We start from the raw sequence: 18,637 nt of genomic DNA, 5'->3' as shown, positions 1-18,637 counted from the left end.
GAAGCGTCGCCGCTTGTGGGCTGCTAGCAGGCAATTTACAGGCTTTGCAACGCTTGCAGTGCCCGCTTTTGGCCGCGTTGATTACCCTGCTGCCGGTATAGGTTGGCGGCCTGTTGCAGCGCCTTTTTTGCCGCCTGCGTAGCCCGTTGCTGGGCGTGCACAACCCCCAGGTTGAAGTAGGCTTCGGCGTCACCGGGTTGCAATTCGATGGCACGTTGATAGTCCTGAATGGCGCCCGCCGGGTCACCGGCGCGCTGGCGGGCGTTGCCGCGCTTGAAGTAGGCGGCGGCCATACCCGGCTGCAGGCGCAGGGCCTGGTCAAAATCCGCTATTGAGCCGCGATCATCCCCCAGCCGCTCCGAGCGCAATAGGCCGCGGTAGTAATAGGCGGCGGCGTAGTTGGGGTCGAGCATAAAGGCGCGGGTGCAATCGTTGAGCGCCGCGCGCACGTCGTCTACGCGGGCGTAGCCCAGGCAGCGGTTGAAGTGCGCCGTGGCCAGTTTGGGGTCCTGCTGGATAGCCTCCGACCAGGCCTGGATAGCCTGCTCAGTGTTGCCCTTTGACCAGAAGTGGTTGCCGACTTCCAACCACTCTTCGGCAGTGGGCTGGGCCTGTGCCAGCGCACTGGTCAGCAGCGCGCCGCAGAGCAATTTACCAGTCAAGCTTCTCATGGTGGTACCTCCTGTTGTGGTTGTGGTTGCTTGTGCGGCTGTGCCGGAAGGGTGCCGAGAGCGATAAATGCGGCCCAGTAATAGGGATCCTGGTATTTTGCCTGCAGTGCCAACTGGGCCTGGCGCAGGGCTGCCGCGGGCTCGTGACCGGCGAGGTAATGCCGGTAAAACGCCACCATCAGCTCCCGGGTATGCGCATCGGGAACTTTCCATAAACTGGCCAGTAAGTGGCGCGCGCCCGCGGCCAGAAACGCCCGTGACAAACCCTGGACACCGTCGCCGCCGAGTCGACCCTGGGCGGTGTCGCAGGCACTCAATACCACCAGTTCTGCCGCCAGCGGAATATCAACGATCTCGCCGGGGGTGAGCCAGCCATCATGGTCACTGCCCGGTGCCAGTGCCAACATCCCGGGTGCGCTGCCCGGTGGCGCGCCGGCCAGGGTTCCCAGCACCCCGTGGGTGGCCAGGTGAACGATGGCGGCTGTGCCCAGGCGGCGGCGGACCGCGCTTTCGTCCGCGGCGGCACCTAGCAGTGGTCGAACACCGAGCAGGCGGGCGATTTCCCGGGCCTCCTGTTCCGCACCTGGCAGTGGGTTGAGGGAGGGGGACGGCATCAGCGGATTACCCACCACCAGCGCCTTGTCGGTTGTGGTGCGGTCGGGACGGGATTGCAGGGCGACCGTCAGCGAAGGCGCGTAGTACAAATTGTAGGACTGCAGCAGTGGCCGGTCAGCGCCGAGCAGGGCAAAGGGCAGCAAGTACAGCGGGCCGTGGGGCACGATCAATAGATTGGCGTCGTTGGTGGCGGGCAGAGATTCAGCGATCGGCTCGATCAGCAGGCGGCTCAAGTGAGCTATTGGATCGCGTTGTTGTTCAGCTTCAAAGGCGCGGTCGTCGCCCGCTTGCGGGGCCGCCGAACGGGCGGAAACGCCAATATACAAGCGCGCGTCGGAGACCAGGTCAAAGGCGGCTTCGGGCAAGAGGACTTTGCGAAAATGCAGCTGGCCACGCGCGTCGATCACCCAGATCAGCGCCGCCCCGCCGGCTTGCTGCTGGCCGCTGACTGGCGGCAATAGCTGCGCCGGCAGCAGGGTGTAGACCAGCGCCACGGTCCCTCGTTGGCGCAGTTGCTGAGCCAGCTCGGCGCTGTCTTTGGGCCGGTCGTTGGGCATCAATTGCCGGCGCTGCAGCAGCCGCGCGAACGCTCGCGCCCGGCCGCGCTCGGACACAGCTAATGCTTCCCCGTAGCGGCGCTGTTCTGTGAGTGCGAACTGGAGCAGCAAATAGGCATCCTGCTGGGCATCCAGCACCCCGCTCAGCAACAGGTCGTCCGCGTCGGCTTGCTCCAGTTCCGCCTCCAGCTGTGACAGGGTCGGTTGCAGGATATCGATCGCGGCAGCGTAGTCGGATTGTTGCACCTGCAAGCGACCCAGGTGCACCCGGCCGAGCACTATGCCACGGCGGTAGTTCGCCCCCTCGGCAAAGGAGATGGCCTTGCGGTAGGCCGCCACTGCGTCGCGGTATTGCTGCTGTCGCTCCAGCACCGTGCCCAGGTTGAGCCAGGCGCGGCTGTGAAAATCGGTCTGCGCCGCCGGTTCCGTGGCCAGGTCCTGGCGTATCAGCTCGGCCGCCTGCTGCAGCTTGCCCTGCTGTGCCAGCACCAGGGCCAGGTTGCTTCTGGCACGGGTGCGGCGCAGCTGGTCCTGGTGGCGGCTGGCCAGGCTTGCCGCCGCTGAGTATTTTGCCGCCGCCTGTGGCAGCTCTCCCATCTGGTACAGCGCGCTACCGGCCCCATTCAGCGCTTGCAGGGCGTCGATGTAATGGCCGCCGCTACCCACCAGTTGCTGGCAGCGATTGAAGTAGTCCAGCGCCTGGGGGTAGGCGTGCAAGCCATAATAGGCAGCACCAATTTTGCAGTGGGCAACCGCCTCCTGGGCGCGGGCACGCACCTTGCGCGCCAACTGAATGGCGTCCTGAAACGCGTTGATGGCATCCAGGTGGGCGCCAGTGTCACTGTAGAGGTCACCCAGGTTGAACAGGGCAGAGCCTTGGGCGCTGAGGTTATTGACGGCCCTGGCCCGGTCGAGCATGGCCTGCCAGTTGGCCCCAGCCTCTGACCAGAGGCCCTGTTGCCGGGCAGTTTTACCCAGCTGGAACAGGGCGATCAGCTCGTCTTCCGGGTGGGCTGAGTCCAGCGCGGCGGCGTGCAATTGCCGGAACGCCCGGGTCGCGGCCGCAAAGTCAGCGGCGTCGCGGCTGGCTTCCCCCAGCTTGAGCAGCAGGTAGCGCTTGCCCTCGGCTGACAGCGTATCGGCACAGCTGAGTGCCTGTTGCAGGGACTGGGCCGCGGCGGCGGGTTGGTCGAGGCGCAAATAGGTAATGCCGATGTTTTGCAGGACGATGCACTGGCGCTGGTGATTGCCGCTGCGCTGAAACAGCGGCAGGGCGGTGTGCAGCAAATCGAGGCCCTGTTGATAGTGACCCTGTTGCAGGGCATCTAGCCCCTGGTTCAGCAGTGCGTCCGCCTGTTGGTGGTTGTTGGCGGCTGCGCTGATGGTGGTGTGCGTCAGCAGCACGATACCGATGAGACAGAGCAGTCGCCGGGTAAAAGCGGTTGCCGGACGACCGCTTCCGCCTTGTTGCCGCAGCGGCCTCCTAGGAGGCGGCGTCCATATCTCCATCGCGCCTGCTCCGGGCGGATTTGCCAAATATACCCGGGCCCAGCACTGCACCGAGTGCGGCAATGGCAAAAGTAACCGCCTCACCCACCTGGGCTACCGGCTCAAAACCCACCACGTTGACACCCACCGCGTAGAGCACGGCGGCGATCATCCCGGTGGCGACTCCGGTCACGGTGCTGTTGAGCCAGTGGGCGCGACCACCCCGGGTAGCGAGGGCGCCGATAAAGCCACCCAGTATTACCGCCAGCAAAAATGTCCACGGGAGGGCAAAGGTGACGTTGGCACTGGTGGTGGTAAAGGGCGAGCCGCCGGCCTCTATGCTGGCCTGGCCCAGTCCGGCGGAGCGCAGTGTGGTGGTGGCAAAGCCCTGGGCGTTGAGTACCAGGATGGGCTGTTGGAAGCGGCCGTGATCGGTGCCCAGGCTGATGGTCATGCCCTCCGGTTCACGCAGGCCGACGGCGTTTACGGTCAGTTGGGTGGTTTCCAGGCCCATGCCGAGAATGCGGGTCGGGTTGAGGGACAGCTGCAGGGAAGGGCGGCGCACTGGCAGTTCCACTTCGCTGCCGGTAGCGTCGTCACCGGCCAGCAGGATGCGCACACTGGCCGGCTCGGTGGGAGCGTTGTCGAATACGTCCACCGTTTTAAACAGGGCCGAGCGGTCGAACTGCATGCTCTGGGGAGAAATGCTGCGCAAGCTGTCGGAGGCCACGTCGATCATAAAAGGCGCCGCCAGTGGCCGCCGCAGGCGCGGCTCACTTTCATCCACCACCCCGATCGACAGCCGCGCGCTGAACTGACGCTTGCCTTCGTCGTACTGCAGCGCATTGAGAACCCGGACTATAGGACGCAAGGTCCACAGTTGGTCCGGCTCGCGCTCGGATTTGGGCATTAACACCCGGTATTGGGATTGCCAGACCGTTGCCCCCGCCTGTTCGACCACGCTGGGTTTGGCGTCGACCCTTTCGACCAGTACCGCTTTGCTGGTAACCAGGCTGTTGAAATTATCCGCGGTGACTCTTTGCAAACTGCTCGATGCACTGGCGGTGGTGCCAGGTTTGGTGAGCACGTGCAGCTCGCGGGATTTGATGCTTTCAGCGGTCAGTGCGGGGGAAGGTTCAGGGGCCCGTTCAGCGGAGATGGCAGTGGCGGTTTCAGTGGCGAGTTGAGTAGTGCGCTCGGTGCTGAGTTCGAGGCGCTTGATGGGCGCAGCTTCGAGTCTCGACGTTGCCGCGGCCGTGCCTTCCGCCAGGCAGAAGCTCAGCAATGCAATCGCAGCCAGCGGGATTCGCCGGCGATGTGAACGGTGTTCACCTGCCATACGCGCTCCCGGATTAAAGGGATGTAATCAGAGAATATACCCGCGGTGCGGTGGCGAGCAAGGGGCGGCCATCGGGGCAGGGCAGGTTGGCGCTTAATGCTTCCTGATTATGCCTGTGAATAAGCCAATTGTCGGTGGTAGCCGGCATTTATCTTTTTGTCTACGTGGGGGCCAGCTTGTAACCCGGCCTGGCTCCGGGGGCTTGTTTTCAAGATTTTCATTGGGATGGTTAAACCCCTTGGTTATTGCAAGTGGCAATGGCCGAGGTCGCGCAGCTGACGCGCTTAAACCCTTCCCTGGGTCGCTCGACTGCCGACATCCATGTCGGCAGACGGTCAGCCGCGCAACCTCGCCCATTGCCACCCCAACCTCCGCGCCCATCCATGACGACTTCTCAACAGTATCCCTGCTGTCGAGGGTTTTGAAAGCAAGCTCCCGAAGCCAGACCTGCCAAAGTGCCAGCGGCACTACACTAATCCAGCAACAGAATCTGGCCTTTGCAGTGGGCGAATAAAAACGATAATTGTTGGGGGGTAAGGCCGGCCAATTTGCTTCTTGGAATCAGGACCAGGCTCGATTCGGTCAGGTACAGGGAACGCAACCAGAGCGGGTCGCTGGTGGTTACCTGTTGCACGCCCGGGCGGATGCCCAGCTGTTGTAATGCCCGCACGACTTCGATCGGCGCAGTACCTTCACACAGTAGGATCAGGCGGGAGGCCAGGTGGTTGTTGCAGAGGCGCTGGGCCAGTTTGATGGCTTCCTCCGCCTGCGCTGATGCGTCGTAGTAAACCAGTACCTGGTCCAGTCGCTGGCGCGCGGGGGATTGAGCGCGGTATTGACCGCGGGCCTGGTACTGCCATTGAGCACTGACCCAATTGTGCTGCCTGGGGAAAAACAGGATGTCGGACGCCGGTTGGGCAAAGGCGCTTTCAATCAGTTCGCCGGTGAGGGTGGTAAAGGTGACGCTGATCTTGTTGCGCTGGCAAACATCGTTCAACAGCCGCTGTACGTCGTTGGCGCTCTTGCGGTTGAGGCGGGCCAGGTCGGCCTGGTGCAGGCTGCGCTCCTGGGCAGAAAAGCGGTTGATCTCAAAGGCAAAGGGCAGGTTGGCGGCTTCCAGGGTGCGCGAGTTGGCCACGAACAAACCGCTCAAGGAGGCATTCAAATACTTGGCCAGGATGGCGGTGAAAGTCAGGTTGTCACTGCTCACCGGTTCCGTATCCAGCGGGATCAGAATGGTTCGTTTACGTTTTTCCGCTGTCATTGCCGGCTCCCTCTGAGTGGGCTGAGAACTTGCGACCCAATTCGATCCATTGATCGATCTGGGCCACAACCTTGCCGTTGATCGACGCCGGCGGGTAGGCACCATTGCCGTCCGGTGCGCCGGCCTCTGTGTCCATCAGCAGGCTCATGGCGGCGTCGATATCACTGACTGCATGGATATGGAATTTGCCCTCCGCCACCGCGTCGATAACCCGCTGTTCGAGCATCAGGTGTTGCACGTTGGCAGCCGGCATCACCACACCGTGCTCGCCGTTCAGGCCGCGGGCCTGGCAAATATCAAAGAAGCCCTCGATTTTCTGGTTGATACCGCCGATTGCCTGCACCTGGCCATGCTGGTTGACGGAGCCGGTTACCGCCAGTGATTGCTTGATGGGAATGGCGGCAATGGCCGATAGCAGCGCGGTGATTTCCGCAATTGTAGCACTGTCGCCGTCGACGCCACCGTAGGACTGTTCGAACACCAGACTGGCGGAGATGGGCAGGGGGCGGTTGCGGGCAAAGCGGCTGGCGATAAAAGAACTGAGAATCATCACCCCCTTGGAGTGGATGTTGCCGCCCAGCTTTACCTCTTTTTCGATGTCCAGCACCTTGCCACTGCCGAGCCGCGCCCGGGCGGTGATACGCGTCGGCCGGCCAAACGCGAACTCGCCCAATTGGTACACGGACAAGCCATTGATCTGGCCCACTTTGGCCCCGCTGGTGTCCACCAATTGAATTTCCCGGAGAATACTCTCGCCGGTTTTTTCCCGGAATTGGCTGAGCCGGGCATCCGCGGCGGTGATGGCACTCTGCACGTGGCGGGCGCTGACCACGGCGGCCTCATCGCGGCCGGCAAAGTAATCGCTTTCAAACAGCAAATCGGTCAGGCCGTTCAGGCTCAACGACAGCTTGCTGGCGTCTTCCAGCTTGCGCGAGCCCTGCTCGATGACCCGCGCTACGGCACTGCTGTCGAAGGGGCGGGTGCCTTTGCGTGCCTGCAGAGCGGCGATAAGCCGGGCGTAGCTGAAATTGTTGTCCGGGTTGCGCTCCACATCCTCGGACAGGTCGGCCGGTACTTTAAACAGGGTACGGAAATCCGGATCGTGGGCCTGCAGCAGGTAGTAGATCATCCGGTCCCCCAGCAAAACAACCTTTAAATCCAGCGGCACCGGCTCCGGTTCCAGCGACTTGGTGCTGACCAGGCTGAGAATCTGGTCGGCGGATTCGATCTTCGCTTGCCGCGCTTGCAGGGCGCGCTTTAACGCCTCCCAGGAAAACGGGTGGCTGAGCAGTTTCAGGGCGTCCAGCAACAGGTAGCCGCCATTGGCGCGGTGCAGGGCGCCCGGGCGAATCAGCATAAAGTTGGTGGTGAGCGCTCCATACTGGGCCTCGTGTTCGACCCGTCCGATCAGGTTGGTCAGGGACGGATTATTCTCATACACCACTGGCGCACCTTCTAAACCGGAGCGGTCGACCAGCACGTTCACCAGGTACATGGGGAAGGATTTGACCAGGTTTTTCTGGTTCTCAGGACTGCCGGAGTGGTCCTCTTCCCTGAAGGCATCGACGTTATCGATCACATCCTTTTTGACATTGCCGAGGAAGTGCATCACTTCCGGCAGGTCGGAATACTTGCTTTCCAAATCGCGGAATATCAGGTTGACGGCATTTTCGGTGAAATCGCGATTGAGGTTTTTCAGGCGACTGCGGCTCTCTTTCATCAGCGCCGGTAAATTGAGCACGATTTGTTTCAGGTCTTCCTTGAGACTGGAGATAGTTTTCTTGATGCGCTCCTGTTCGTCATCGGGCAGGGCATCGAATTCGGTGGGGGTGAGAATCTTGTCCTCGGCGATGGGCGCCAGGGTATAACCGGAGGGGGTTTGCACCAGGGCGACGCTGTGCTCGCGAGCCTTTTCGGCCAGCTCCTGGAAGGCGTTTTGCTCCTTCTCGCTGTACTCCTCGTTTAACTCGCTGAGCCTGGCCTTGTACTCGGTGCTTTGAAACACACCGGGAATGGCAATCAGGATATCTTCGACGCAGTGCTCCATATCTTTCTGCAATTGGCAGGCTTTGCCCGGTGGCAATTGCAGTACCCGCGGCCGCTGCGGCGCGTCAAAATTGTTGATGTAACACCAGTCGCAGGGCAGTTCACCATCTTTGGCATGGCGCTGCAGGAAGTCATCCACCATTTCGTGCTTGCCGATACCGGTGGGGCCAAGTACAAAGATATTGTAGCCTTCGTGGTGGATATCGACACCAAAACGCAGGGCTTCAACCGCCCGCGACTGGCCAAAAAAGTTGTCCAGGTGTTCCAGCTCGGATGTATCGTTGAAAGCCAGGTCGGCCGGGTCGCATTTGTTGCAGAGCTGCGCGGGCGCCAGCGCCATGGAAGAGTTTGAGTTATTCACTATTTCCCTCCGGCGTACCAGGTGAATTCTTGCTGATCACTTGCTTACACAAGTAACAACATAACCCCGGTGATGTCAATGAATGCTTAGCGGCGGCCAACGGACGGCGGGCCCGCGCGAGTGGGTATTCGTGCTGGGGTGCGTGCAGGTTAGGTGCTGCTATTGGTGCTTAAAGTTGTATTGCCGTTAACAGTTTCATTGTCTCCCGCCAGCGCCTACTATGGCTTGATTCGGATCAAGGAAAAGGGCGCCAGAACGAGTGAGCACCGTACCCATCGGCTTCGGCTGCGATAACCATGAGTTGGCGCTCTATATCGCCAACCGCCCACCTGTGGATGATTACCCGACACTGGACCATTTGCGACCGCTGGCCGCTGGCGAGTTGCAGCATATCGTCAGTCATACCAGCAATCACTGGCGCAAGGTATTCAATGTCTACGCCAAGTTCCTGTTCGCCCTGGCGCCGCCGCAAGTGCTGGCCGCCGGCAGTTGGCAGCAGTACCGGGACCGCTCCCTGTTACAGTTGGGCTGCACCGAGGCGCTGTTGTTCAGCGCGCCGGATTTCAGCCGGCCGGGCACGGTGCATATCGTCGCCGGCAAAACTTACGGGGCACAATTGGATCTGCCGCCGCTGCAGTGGCTGGATAGTCATTTTGCCGTAAATGTCGAGCAGCGATTAGTGGTCTGTCCCTATCCGGATTATCGCCAACTGAGTAACGAGCGCATCGACCGGTTGGTAGAGTTGGTGAAAGCATTTTCGCCGTGAATGACAAGCCGATATCACCGTGGGAAGTGCGCCCCAACAGACCGAGCGCAAGTTTGAGACATCTTTCGCGCCACTGCACCTGGACAGCGGGTTGGTGTACTCACATTCAAGTTCAGCGCGACGGCGCGGTGGGTGCACCCCTCCAGACCGAGCGCAGGTTCGCAGCATCTTTTCGCGCTCCCGGAAACTCGCTAGCGCTCAAACATCCGTACGCGAAAACCCGAAAAGATGCTGCGAACCTAAACGCGCTCTGATTGGTCTGGAGGGGTACACCCACCACACCTTGACCGAGCATTTTTGCAGCCTGATGGTTGGTGTACTGTTTCCTAAACTTAAATAATCGATGCTCGTCCAGAAGTTCGTTTTTAGTCTTTCCCGCGTAGGCGGGAATCCATAGATTTTAATCGGTTACTAGATCCCTGAACTCTAGGCCGCCGTCTACACGAAAATGATAAAAAGCAGTGTTTATGGATGTGCACGAATTAAGTTGATCCAATACATTGTCACGGGTATTTTTCTTCTGAATGCATGTGGAGTTACATGTAGATGATTTGTTAGCGGTAATATTCTGGCTTTAGCTGATTTCTCGTCTCAAGTTGTTATGCTCCACTGAATGCTATTTCTTTAAATAGCAAACCACGATGACCAACACATCCAATTTATTCCGACAATACCTGTGCTTTTCCACTAAAACCCGCAACGATGCTCGGTCAAGGCTCGGTGGGTGTGCCCCCCAGACCAATCAGGTCGCGTTTAGGCTCTCCGCGCTTTTCGGGTTTTCGCGGACGGATGTTTGAGCGCTAGCGACCATTCAGAAGTTAATAAAAGGGCGGGAGCGCGAAAAGCGCGGAGAGCCTGCGGCCGGTCTGGGGGGCACACCCACCGGGCCGCAGCGCTACACCCTCAGCGCTACACCCTCAGCACAACACCCTCAGCACTACACTCACAACGCAACATAGCCAAACCACATTCCCAAAGCATCGGCGTTCAATCCTGGCCATCCAGCGCAGTAGAAGAAAGGGCGTGTTCCAAAACCGCTGCAGCGAGATCCGGGCTGCTGCCGAAATAGGGCAGTAGCCTCACGGTTACAGTTGGCATGGCCTCCATCACTTCGGCCACCTGCGCTGGAATGTCTTTTTCGACGTGACGGCCGCAATTGAAAAACAATGGGTAGACGTCTATCTGCTTGATATTTGCAGGCAGGGCCTGGCAGGCCTGGAGCAAGGTGGGAGGCGCCTGCTCCAGCAGGGCTGGTTTGGTGAGGGCGTAGGCGCTGTTTTGCGCCGCGATGCGCTCAACCAGAGTGAAGAACTCCTCATTGGCGGCGACGCGGCGGCTGCCGTGGGCAATAACGACCAGGGCTTTGTGTTCAGGCGGCAGGTTCATTGGCAGTTCCGAGTAAACGATGATGGGCGGGCAGTGTGTTGGGACGCCGATTCATGCGGGTCGACACATAGTGTTCATTGAATACGTTGAAATAGTCCAATAAGGTTTCACTGGCATGGGATTGGTTGGCGGCGCGCAGGCACAGGGCCGCCGCTTCCGCGGTGGACAGGTGGTGGTCGGCGCTGGCCTGGCGCAGCTGGTAATTGCCGCTGACCGGTTGCTGGTCAGCGACCACCGCGTCCAGGTCGAGAGCGGGGATGCCCCGCAGCCAGCTGGCCTTGGCGGCCATTTTACTGGCTTGCTTCCAGGTTCCGTCGAGCAACAAAAATGTCAGGGTGCGGCTATCGTCGTGCAAATCGGCCGGGCTGGCAAGTGGCCGCGGTTGCTCGGGGCGCGGCGGAAACACCAGCACGCATTGGCGTGCGGGGTCGGCTAATAACTGCAGCAGCTCGGCGTCCGGTTCGGTGCGGCTCCACAAATAGGCGTGACACTGGCTGGGCAGGGTATCGGCGATCAGGCGGCCGGTGTTGGTGGGTTTGAAGACTTCGTCGCGGTGCATGATCAATACAAATTCGACCCGGCTACTCACCGGCGTGCGCCACCGGCAGATGCAGGTTTGCAGGCCCAGCAGGCAGCCCTGGCAGCGCTGCAAGGCGATGCCGCGGGCGTTGAACTTGCGGGTCGAACTGGCCTGGCACCGGCTGCGCAAGCTATCCACCGCGTGGGGCGGGTGCGGTGTCGGCATCAGGGTTGCACCACAGCGGAGTTCAAGGGTAGCAGCAGCTTCTCGAACGAGCGCGGCGCCACGTATTGCATCAACTCTTTGGCCTCGCTGTTGTGAGTGATATCCAAACCTTTTTCCGGATACAAAAAGTGGGTTTCCTCGTCATCCACCACAACCTGTTTCGCCGGGGGGCCGAAGCGGGCCACTATTGTGTCTGTGTCCAGCTGCGCCGCCGGAATCAGGGTTACGCTGGCGATGGGCCACTGCTGAATGCGCGCCAGGTCCGACTCGTTCAGTAAAAACTTGCGCGAGCCGGAACTGGTGTAGCTGGCAACGCTGGCAGCGGCTTGCATTTTTTCCAGCTCGGCCTGCTCGGCGGCAACGCCCAGGATCAGTTTGGCCTTGAGGGGGCCGGTCTTGAAATGACTGTAATAGATCTCCAGGCCGCTGCGGTCCTGCTGGTCGCTGATAATGCCCAGCTCGTGATCCTCGCCCAGCAATTGCAGGGCGGCGGCTACCGTGGTGGTCTCCAGTTGCAGGCCGAACACACTGGAGGTACCGTCGGCGTGAGTTTCGATTTCCCAGGGCAGGGGCATCGACTGCGGCGGAGGAGATTGTTCCGAGTCAGGTTGCAAAAGCCAATAGCCGGCAATGCACACGATTGCCAGCAGTAGAAGCTGGGTAAAGGTCTTGTTCATGGTTGCTCAGCGTTTGTCTTTCGGTGCGGAATTCGCTGCGGAATTGCGGGCCTTGAAATTTTGTTTGCGCGACTTTTTCTGGTTGGCCTTTTCGGCCTGCAATTGCGCCACTTCAAGTTCTTCGCCGGCGATCATCCCGGGTGTCTCCAAGCTGATATTGCCCAGGGTACCGGAGCGCAGATCGTTGATCAGCAGCTCGCAAATTTTATGCAGGTTGACCCTGCCACCGCTGCCCAGGGCGCCGCGGCGCAGTGCCGCCTGCTCCAGGAATTCCAGTTCGGTAGCCCCCAGTTGCTCCAGCTGAAAGCGCTGCTGCAGCAGTTCCGGGTAGTGCTGGAGCAGATACTCGGCGACAAAGAAACCCACATCATCGTACTCCATGGCGGTATCCTTGATGGCGCCAGTGGCGGCGAGGCGGTAGCCGCTCTTGGGGTTTTCCACCTTGGGCCAGAGAATGCCCGGGGTATCGAGCAGGACGATACCACTGCCGAGATTGATTTTTTGTTGCGCCTTGGTCACTGCCGGTTCGTTGCCGGTTTTGGCGATGGTCCGGCCTGCGAGGATATTGATCAGGGTGGATTTGCCGACATTGGGAATGCCCACAATCATGGTGTTGATGCTTTTGAAGCTGGCGTCCCGGGCCGGTAGCATTTTGCGACACAATTCGATAAGTTGCTTCATCTTGCCCGGTTCGGTCGAGGTTATGGCCAGGGTTTTCACCCCTTTCTCCCGCTCCAGGTAGTCTTGCCAGAGGGCCGTGACCTCGGGGTCGGCCAGGTCGCTTTTGCTCAGCACCTTGATGCAGGGTTTGTCGCCGCGCAACTTGGCAATAGCGGGGTTTTCACTGGAATAGGGGATGCGGGCGTCCAGGACCTCGATCAACAGATCGACCTGGGGCAGTACCTCCAGCATTTGTTTGCGGGCCTTGTGCATGTGGCCCGGATACCATTGAATGGCCATGGGTAGAGGTGCCTGTATAAAGAGCGAGTGGGAGCGCATTGTAATGGTCTGTGGCGTTAATGTTAAGGAATCTGCCCCCCGGGCGGCGGACAAGCTCGTCGGCAACCGGTATGGGGTGGCAGCCGGCCGAGGCAATTGCAGCAACCGGCCGCGCAAGCAGGGTTGAAAGGTGTGAATGACAAACAGGCAAGAGCTGGCTATGCGGTGCCGGTAGGGGTGGGGCTGGCAGAGTACGAGATCAAAAAGAGCCGCTTTCACGCCCGTGCCGCACTGGCCGGCAGCCGTGACCAGGCGCTGGAGGTTTTGCAAGCCGCGCGCCAGGCCTGGCCCGATGCCCGCCACCACTGCTGGGCCTATGTGATTGGCAACCCCCGGTCCCCCTCTGCGGTGGCCTCATCTGACGATGGCGAGCCTGGCGGCACCGCCGGGCGGCCCATTCTCAATGTGCTGCAGCACAAGCAGGTGGGGGATATCATGCTGGTGGTGAGTCGCTATTTTGGCGGGGTCAAGCTGGGGGCGGGTGGACTTGTGAGAGCCTATAGCCAAGCGGCGCAGGCGGCCATGGAGCAACTGCTGCTGGCACAGAATCAGCCACAGGCCCGTTGCCAGCTGCAGGGCAGTTACGCGCTGGAGCAACCGCTGCGCCACTGGCTGCAGCAGCACGATGGTGAAGTGCTCGAGGTTGATTACAGCGACGTGATCCTTTGCCGGGTTCTCCTGCCCGATCAGTATCTGGGCGAACTGCAGCAATTTGCCCGGTTGCACGGGGCGCTGCTGCAGATAAGTGCTTGAGCTGGCACAGTTTCGTTTGAACGGCGGCCCGATAGCCGCCATACTTTGCAGGTTGTCCCAATCCACTTTAATTAATATTTCTTGTAAACAGGACCCAGCATGCAAATCAGTGCCGATAAAGTCGTTTCCTTCCACTACCGTCTGCGTGAAGAGGGCGGTGAAGTTTTTGAAGATTCCCAGGAAGACGGTCCAGTGCTGTATTTGCACGGTCATGGCGGCATGTTGCCAGGGCTGGAAGAGGCACTGGAAGGCAAGTCCGAAGGCGAAAGCTTCGATGTTACCCTGAGTCCGGAAAAAGGCTACGGGCAGCGCAAGGAAGGTGCAGTGCAGCGGGTCGCGAAAAAGCACCTGCTCACCAAGGGCAAAATAACCCCGGGCATGGTCGTACAATTGAGCACCGAGCACGGTCCCCAGGAGGCCACCGTCATCAAGGTTGGCCTGAAAACCCTGGATATCGACGGCAACCACCCGCTGGCGGGCAAGTCGCTGGCCTTTAGCGTGGATGTGCTCGAGGTGCGCGATGCCACCGCCGAAGAGATCTCTCACGGTCACGCCCACGGCGCCGGCGGGCACCATCACTAGAGCAGTCACAAACTGCCGCCGCTAGTGGCTGCCGGGTTATGGTAAAGCGCTATTTTTTGATATCCCTGGGCTGGTTCAGTGTGGTGCTGGGAGTAATTGGTATTTTCCTGCCAATTTTGCCCACCACGCCGTTTATCTTGCTGGCGGCCTGGTGCTTTGCCCGCTCCAGTGACCGTTTCCATCACTGGCTGCGCAACCACAAGCGGCTGGGGTTGATAGTGCGCTCCTGGGAGGACGGCCAGGGCATACCCCTCAAGGTGCGCAACCGGGTGTTGCTGTTACTCTGGTTTAGCATGTTATCGTCGTCCCTGATTATCGGTCGCGCCTGGGCAGCCATAGGGCTGGTGCTGATCGGCAGCTGTGTCAGTTGGTATTTGCTGAGTTTGCCGCTGCTGGAAGAGAGCGCTGAGTCGGGTGGGAACGCTGAATCGACTGGCAACGCCGAGCTGGACAAGAGGTCAGAGCCGGACACTGCAGGCACGGGTCCGGGCACACCCACCGGCGCAGGAAAAACTGCCGATGGAGGTAAACCCAAGTGACTATCGACAGTGGCAGCAGTACTAACACCGATTCCAACAGGGAAAAGAACAGCGGCACTCACAGTACCTGTGTAGACGTAACTGTCCGCAGCAGTGGCGCCAGTGACGAGGCCGCTGGCGAGAAGTCTCTGCGCTTTATCCCCCTGCGCCGCGGCGACCTGGTGGAACTGTGTTTACGCCAGGGCGCCCCGGATAAACTGTGGGCCACGGATTTTCGTCACTTTGCCACCCTGCTCAACAGCCTGCTGCACTACGAGTTCCACGCCCTGCAGGAAAGCTTCAAACGGGCCTATGCCGCCCACGATCCCAACGCCGATACCCGCTTCCTGACCCAGTTGCCGGCGGACGCAGGCGAGCCGTCCCTGGAAGACTTGCTGGCCCAGGTGCTGGACAAGGCCAATTACGAAAAATTGACCGAAACCGACCTGCAGCAGGCGCTGCAAGAATCCTCGCTGTTTAAAATCCGCCTGCAGGTAGACTTTGACGATTTCGACGAAGTGCTGCTGTTTTGCCGCGGTGCCAGTCGCCGCCAGGAGACCATTCAAAGCTGGTTCGGGCTGCGCAAACAAGTGGTGTCGTTTATCAACTACGACCGGGTGGTGGTCTACCTCAAATTCAAACCACAGCTGCAGGCAGAGAAACCCCTCTGCCGGCCGGGCTCGACCCTGCTCAAGCTCTTCCAGGACGTGCCCAAGGCCGACCTGGAAATGCTGTTTCCCAACACCCAGGTGCGGATGCGCCTGCGCGACAAACTGATGATTGGTGTACCGGCCGCGGTGGGCGGCGGCATCGTCGTATCCACCAAACTGGGCGGTTCACTGATCCTGCTGGCCTCCCTGGCGGGCTACTGGCTCGGGGCGTCTGACCAGCCGGTGCAACTGGACAAGGCCGCACTGCTGGCACTTATGGCCGGATTGGGCGCGCTGGGAGTGCACTTCTGGAAGCAGTTCAACAACTTCAAGAACCGCAAACTGCGCTTTATCCAGACCCTGACCCAAAACCTCTACTTCAAAAACCTGGATAACAACGCCGGTGTCTTTTACCGCTTGCTCGACGAAGCCGAGGAAGAAGAGGGCAAAGAAGCGCTGCTGGCCTATTACTTTCTCAGCCAATCCACCCATCCGCTCAGCGCCCAGGAGTTGGATCAGCATATTGAGAAGTGGCTGCACGGTATCCTCGACAGTGCGGTGGATTTTGAAATTGACGATGCCCTGCAGAAACTGTTGCGCTTCGGGCTTGTCCAAGGCGATGCCGAGAGCGGTTACAGTGCGGTGGACTTGCCCGCTGCGTTAAAAATCCTGGACCAGCGCTGGGACGGATTGTTTCCCTACGCAGGGCAATGATCACTGAGCTAAAGCCACACCCAATTACGATCGAAGCCAAACATCCCCCAACTGGCAATATGGTAGGTCTGGGTTCGGGGGCTTGCTTTCAAGACCCTCGACAGCATGGATGCTGTCGTGGAGCCCCCACGGACGGGTGCACGGCGAGTCTTGAAAGCAAGCCCCCGGAGCCAGGCCGGGAAAAGCGCTAATGCTACCAGGACGACAAGTCTACTATCACCGACAGCTGGCTTATTCATAGCGGTGATATGGGAATTTGAAACCACAGCCAAAACCCTAATCCCGACCCTTACCGTAAGGAAGGCGCCGGGTAGTGCCAGACCGACAACTCTGGCCACTGTTAACAAAGGAGTGAACATCCATGCAAAAAGCACGCTTATTAATCTTTATCGCACTGGCCGGTGCACTGGCGGCCGGTTGGGCCCACGCCGACAGCCAGCCCGAGCAATTGCGCCTGATCAGCAGCTCAGCCACAGGCACAGTGGAAGCGACGCCAGATATCGCCATTATGAGCGGTCGCATCATTGAGGAGAGCCAGGAGGCAGAGGAGGCGATACGCCTGGCCCAGCGCAAACTGGATACCGTGATTCGCTACCTCAAACAGCAGCGCATCAACCCCGACGACATCCGCGCCGCCCAAGTGTTGGTGGCCCCCAAATGGCACTACCCGCGCAACCAGCCGCGCCAGCTGAGTGGCTACGAGGCCAGTGCCAACTTTACCATCAAGCTGCGCGATGTAGGGTTATTGGCCAATCTTTATGGTGGCCTGATCAACGCCGGCGCCGGTGAATTACAGCCGACCCAGTTTGATTTCAGCAATCGCGACGCGCTGGAACTGGACGCCATAGCGGCGGCAGTGCAAAGGGCTCGGGAAAAAGCGCTGGCGGCGCTGCGCCCGCTGGGTAACAAAGTGGGCGAAGTTCAGAACCTGAATATCAACACCCACTGGCAGCCAGCGCCAATCATGCGCCGGGAAGCGGTCGCCATGATGGGGGTGGCCAGTGATGCCGGTGCGGCGGAGGTCAATATTGGCAATCACACCATTGAAGCACAGGTGAATGCGTCATTTCGGATAGAGTAGGTTTACTTGGGGTAAAACAACTCGCCCGCGGAATGCGGGCGGGATCACTGCAGCGACTGATCGGCGTGGATCAGTACTGCGATTCGGGCAGGTGCACGGTAAAGCCTTCCATGTCATCAGTAACCACCAACTGGCAACTCAGGCGACTGTTGTCGCGGGGCTCCAGCACGGCTTCCAGTAGATCCTTTTCCAGCTCAGTGGCCGCAGGCACTTTGTCAATGCAGCTCTCGTCTACGTAGCAATGACAAGTGGCACAGGCACAGGCACCGCCGCACTCAGCCAGAATGGCATCGATCATGTTGTCGACTGCACCCTGCATGATGCTGTCGCCGGAGGCAACCTCGATTTCGTGATGATTACCGTTTGCTTCAATATAGTTGATAAGTGGCATGGATGACCCCGTTTTCAAATTTGGCGGAATTCTACACCAAATTCGCCAGGCAGTGATAATCCCGTTAACAAATATTGACCCTATATGGAGGCGAATGTCGCACCTGGGCGAGCCGCAGAGGCTGTCGGGCTGCAAGGTGGCCGGGGTATGGTGTTAAAATGGCGCACAATCGCATTTCCCAAGAGGTGAAATATGGGTGAGTTGCCCGCAGGCATTTATCGCCATTACAAGGGCCGGGAATACCAGGTTTTTGAAGTGGCCCGGCACAGTGAAACAGAGGAAGCACTGGTGGTTTATCGCTGCCTGTACGGCGACTACAGCTGGTGGGTCAGGCCCCTGCAGATGTTTACCGAGCAGGTAGACGTGGACGGGGTCAGGCAGCCCCGTTTTACCTATGTGCGGCCGGCTGGCGCGGAGGAGTCCGCTGCTGGCGCAGGTCTAACATCAGGCGACCAGACAGTGCGGCAGGTTGGCGATGGCGACTGAGTGCGCCGAGTCACAAGCCCAGCGGGACCAGTACTGGATGGGGCGAGCGCTGCAACTGGCGCAGCGGGCTGAGCAGCTCGGGGAAGTGCCGGTGGGTGCGCTGCTGGTGCTGGACGACAAGCTTATTGGGGAAGGCTGGAACCAGCCCATCAGCGGCTGTGATCCCACCGCACACGCGGAAATCGTGGCACTGCGCCAGGCCGCGCGCAATCTCAACAATTACCGGGTGCCGGGGGCTACACTGTACGTCACCATTGAGCCCTGCACCATGTGCGCAGGCGCCCTGATTCACAGTCGTGTGGCGAGAGTGGTGTTTGCCGCAGCGGAACCCAAGGCGGGTGCGGTAATCAGCAGTCAGCAAAATCTGTTTCAGCAGGACAACCTGAATCATCGTATCGACTTTGAGCACGGTGTCTGTGAGGCGGAGGCAGTGGCGATGATCCAGGCGTTCTTCCAGCGCCGGCGACAGGAGCGCAGGGCGCAAAAGTTGGCGGCGCGATCTGCCCAGGCACCCTGACGGGGCCACTCCTGACGGGACTACTCCTGAC

18 protein-coding genes are annotated in these 18,637 nt (G+C 59.9%); 8 read left to right on the top strand and 10 right to left on the bottom strand.

The window, feature by feature from the left end; all coding sequences use genetic code 11:
* Window positions 1–35: 35 nt before the first annotated feature.
* The 5 genes from G8764_RS02900 to G8764_RS02880 form a co-directional block, all read right to left on the bottom strand.
* Window positions 36–671 carry a tetratricopeptide repeat protein gene (locus tag G8764_RS02900; RefSeq protein WP_166161665.1) on the bottom strand — a complete coding sequence of 212 codons (636 nt, stop codon included), beginning with the start codon at window positions 669–671 and terminating at the stop codon, window positions 36–38.
* Window positions 668–3,352 carry a CHAT domain-containing protein gene (locus tag G8764_RS02895; protein ID WP_166161663.1) on the bottom strand — a complete coding sequence of 895 codons (2,685 nt, stop codon included), beginning with the start codon at window positions 3,350–3,352 and terminating at the stop codon, window positions 668–670. Before G8764_RS02895 ends, G8764_RS02900 begins: the two co-directional genes overlap by 4 nt.
* Complete coding sequence (locus tag G8764_RS02890; RefSeq protein ID WP_166161661.1) at window positions 3,327–4,670, bottom strand: TIGR04086 family membrane protein; 1,344 nt, start codon at window positions 4,668–4,670, stop codon at window positions 3,327–3,329. Before G8764_RS02890 ends, G8764_RS02895 begins: the two co-directional genes overlap by 26 nt.
* 472 nt (window positions 4,671–5,142) lie before the next feature.
* Entirely contained in the window at window positions 5,143–5,934 is a 792-nt protein-coding gene (locus tag G8764_RS02885) for a hypothetical protein (protein ID WP_166161659.1), read from the bottom strand.
* Window positions 5,915–8,341: an AAA family ATPase gene (locus G8764_RS02880; RefSeq protein WP_207951639.1), complete on the bottom strand. Its 2,427-nt coding sequence runs from the start codon at window positions 8,339–8,341 to the stop codon at window positions 5,915–5,917. Before G8764_RS02880 ends, G8764_RS02885 begins: the two co-directional genes overlap by 20 nt.
* 259 nt (window positions 8,342–8,600) lie before the next feature.
* Here G8764_RS02880 and G8764_RS02875 point away from each other — a divergent pair, with 259 nt between their 5' ends.
* Window positions 8,601–9,107, top strand: coding sequence for a DUF6942 family protein (locus G8764_RS02875; RefSeq protein ID WP_166161657.1), 507 nt, complete (start codon window positions 8,601–8,603; stop codon window positions 9,105–9,107).
* Window positions 9,108–10,094: 987 nt separating this feature from the next.
* Here the strand turns inward: G8764_RS02875 and G8764_RS02870 are convergent.
* The 4 genes from G8764_RS02870 to ylqF are packed head-to-tail and all read right to left on the bottom strand — an operon-like array spanning window position 10,095 to window position 12,875.
* Window positions 10,095–10,493 carry a sirohydrochlorin chelatase gene (locus tag G8764_RS02870; RefSeq protein WP_166161655.1) on the bottom strand — a complete coding sequence of 133 codons (399 nt, stop codon included), beginning with the start codon at window positions 10,491–10,493 and terminating at the stop codon, window positions 10,095–10,097.
* The gene (locus G8764_RS02865) at window positions 10,477–11,238 is read right to left on the bottom strand and encodes a tRNA-uridine aminocarboxypropyltransferase (protein WP_166161653.1); all 762 of its coding nucleotides are present in this window, start codon (window positions 11,236–11,238) and stop codon (window positions 10,477–10,479) included. The genes G8764_RS02870 and G8764_RS02865 overlap by 17 nt, the downstream gene beginning before the upstream one ends.
* Window positions 11,238–11,915, bottom strand: a complete 678-nt coding sequence (locus G8764_RS02860; RefSeq protein WP_166161651.1) for a hypothetical protein — start codon at window positions 11,913–11,915, stop codon at window positions 11,238–11,240. Before G8764_RS02860 ends, G8764_RS02865 begins: the two co-directional genes overlap by 1 nt.
* A gap of 6 nt (window positions 11,916–11,921) precedes the next feature.
* On the bottom strand, window positions 11,922–12,875 hold the full coding sequence (gene ylqF, locus G8764_RS02855; RefSeq protein ID WP_166161649.1) for a ribosome biogenesis GTPase YlqF: 954 nt from the start codon (window positions 12,873–12,875) through the stop codon (window positions 11,922–11,924).
* 171 nt (window positions 12,876–13,046) lie between these two features.
* Between ylqF and G8764_RS02850 the strand changes: the two genes are divergently transcribed.
* From G8764_RS02850 to G8764_RS02830, 5 genes are all read left to right on the top strand, one after another.
* Window positions 13,047–13,667 carry an IMPACT family protein gene (locus tag G8764_RS02850; RefSeq protein WP_341806282.1) on the top strand — a complete coding sequence of 207 codons (621 nt, stop codon included), beginning with the start codon at window positions 13,047–13,049 and terminating at the stop codon, window positions 13,665–13,667.
* A 99-nt stretch (window positions 13,668–13,766) separates the two neighbouring features.
* A complete protein-coding gene (locus G8764_RS02845) occupies window positions 13,767–14,249 on the top strand; it encodes an FKBP-type peptidyl-prolyl cis-trans isomerase (protein WP_166161647.1) in 483 nt (160 codons plus the stop codon).
* A 38-nt stretch (window positions 14,250–14,287) separates the two neighbouring features.
* The gene (locus tag G8764_RS02840) at window positions 14,288–14,788 is read left to right on the top strand and encodes a YbaN family protein (RefSeq protein WP_166161645.1); all 501 of its coding nucleotides are present in this window, start codon (window positions 14,288–14,290) and stop codon (window positions 14,786–14,788) included.
* On the top strand, window positions 14,785–16,131 hold the full coding sequence (locus G8764_RS02835) for a DUF3754 domain-containing protein (RefSeq protein ID WP_207951638.1): 1,347 nt from the start codon (window positions 14,785–14,787) through the stop codon (window positions 16,129–16,131). Before G8764_RS02840 ends, G8764_RS02835 begins: the two co-directional genes overlap by 4 nt.
* A gap of 361 nt (window positions 16,132–16,492) precedes the next feature.
* A complete protein-coding gene (locus tag G8764_RS02830; protein WP_166161643.1) occupies window positions 16,493–17,212 on the top strand; it encodes an SIMPL domain-containing protein in 720 nt (239 codons plus the stop codon).
* A 70-nt stretch (window positions 17,213–17,282) separates the two neighbouring features.
* Here the strand turns inward: G8764_RS02830 and G8764_RS02825 are convergent, their stop codons facing one another.
* Window positions 17,283–17,603 carry a 2Fe-2S iron-sulfur cluster-binding protein gene (locus G8764_RS02825; protein ID WP_166161641.1) on the bottom strand — a complete coding sequence of 107 codons (321 nt, stop codon included), beginning with the start codon at window positions 17,601–17,603 and terminating at the stop codon, window positions 17,283–17,285.
* A 192-nt stretch (window positions 17,604–17,795) separates the two neighbouring features.
* Here G8764_RS02825 and G8764_RS02820 point away from each other — a divergent pair, with 192 nt between their 5' ends.
* Together G8764_RS02820 and tadA are read left to right on the top strand one after the other, a co-directional pair.
* Window positions 17,796–18,089 (top strand): DUF1653 domain-containing protein, encoded by a 294-nt coding sequence (locus G8764_RS02820; RefSeq protein ID WP_166161639.1) that lies wholly within the window; start codon window positions 17,796–17,798, stop codon window positions 18,087–18,089.
* A complete protein-coding gene (tadA, locus tag G8764_RS02815) occupies window positions 18,079–18,606 on the top strand; it encodes a tRNA adenosine(34) deaminase TadA (protein ID WP_166161637.1) in 528 nt (175 codons plus the stop codon). The genes G8764_RS02820 and tadA overlap by 11 nt, the downstream gene beginning before the upstream one ends.
* Window positions 18,607–18,637: the final 31 nt, after the last annotated feature.

This window comes from Pseudomaricurvus alcaniphilus (assembly GCF_011440395.1).
Classification (GTDB): Bacteria; Pseudomonadota; Gammaproteobacteria; order Pseudomonadales; family Cellvibrionaceae; genus Pseudomaricurvus; species Pseudomaricurvus alcaniphilus.
Note: the sequence above shows the minus strand (reverse complement) of the source record. Positions and strands in the feature narration are given on the sequence as shown.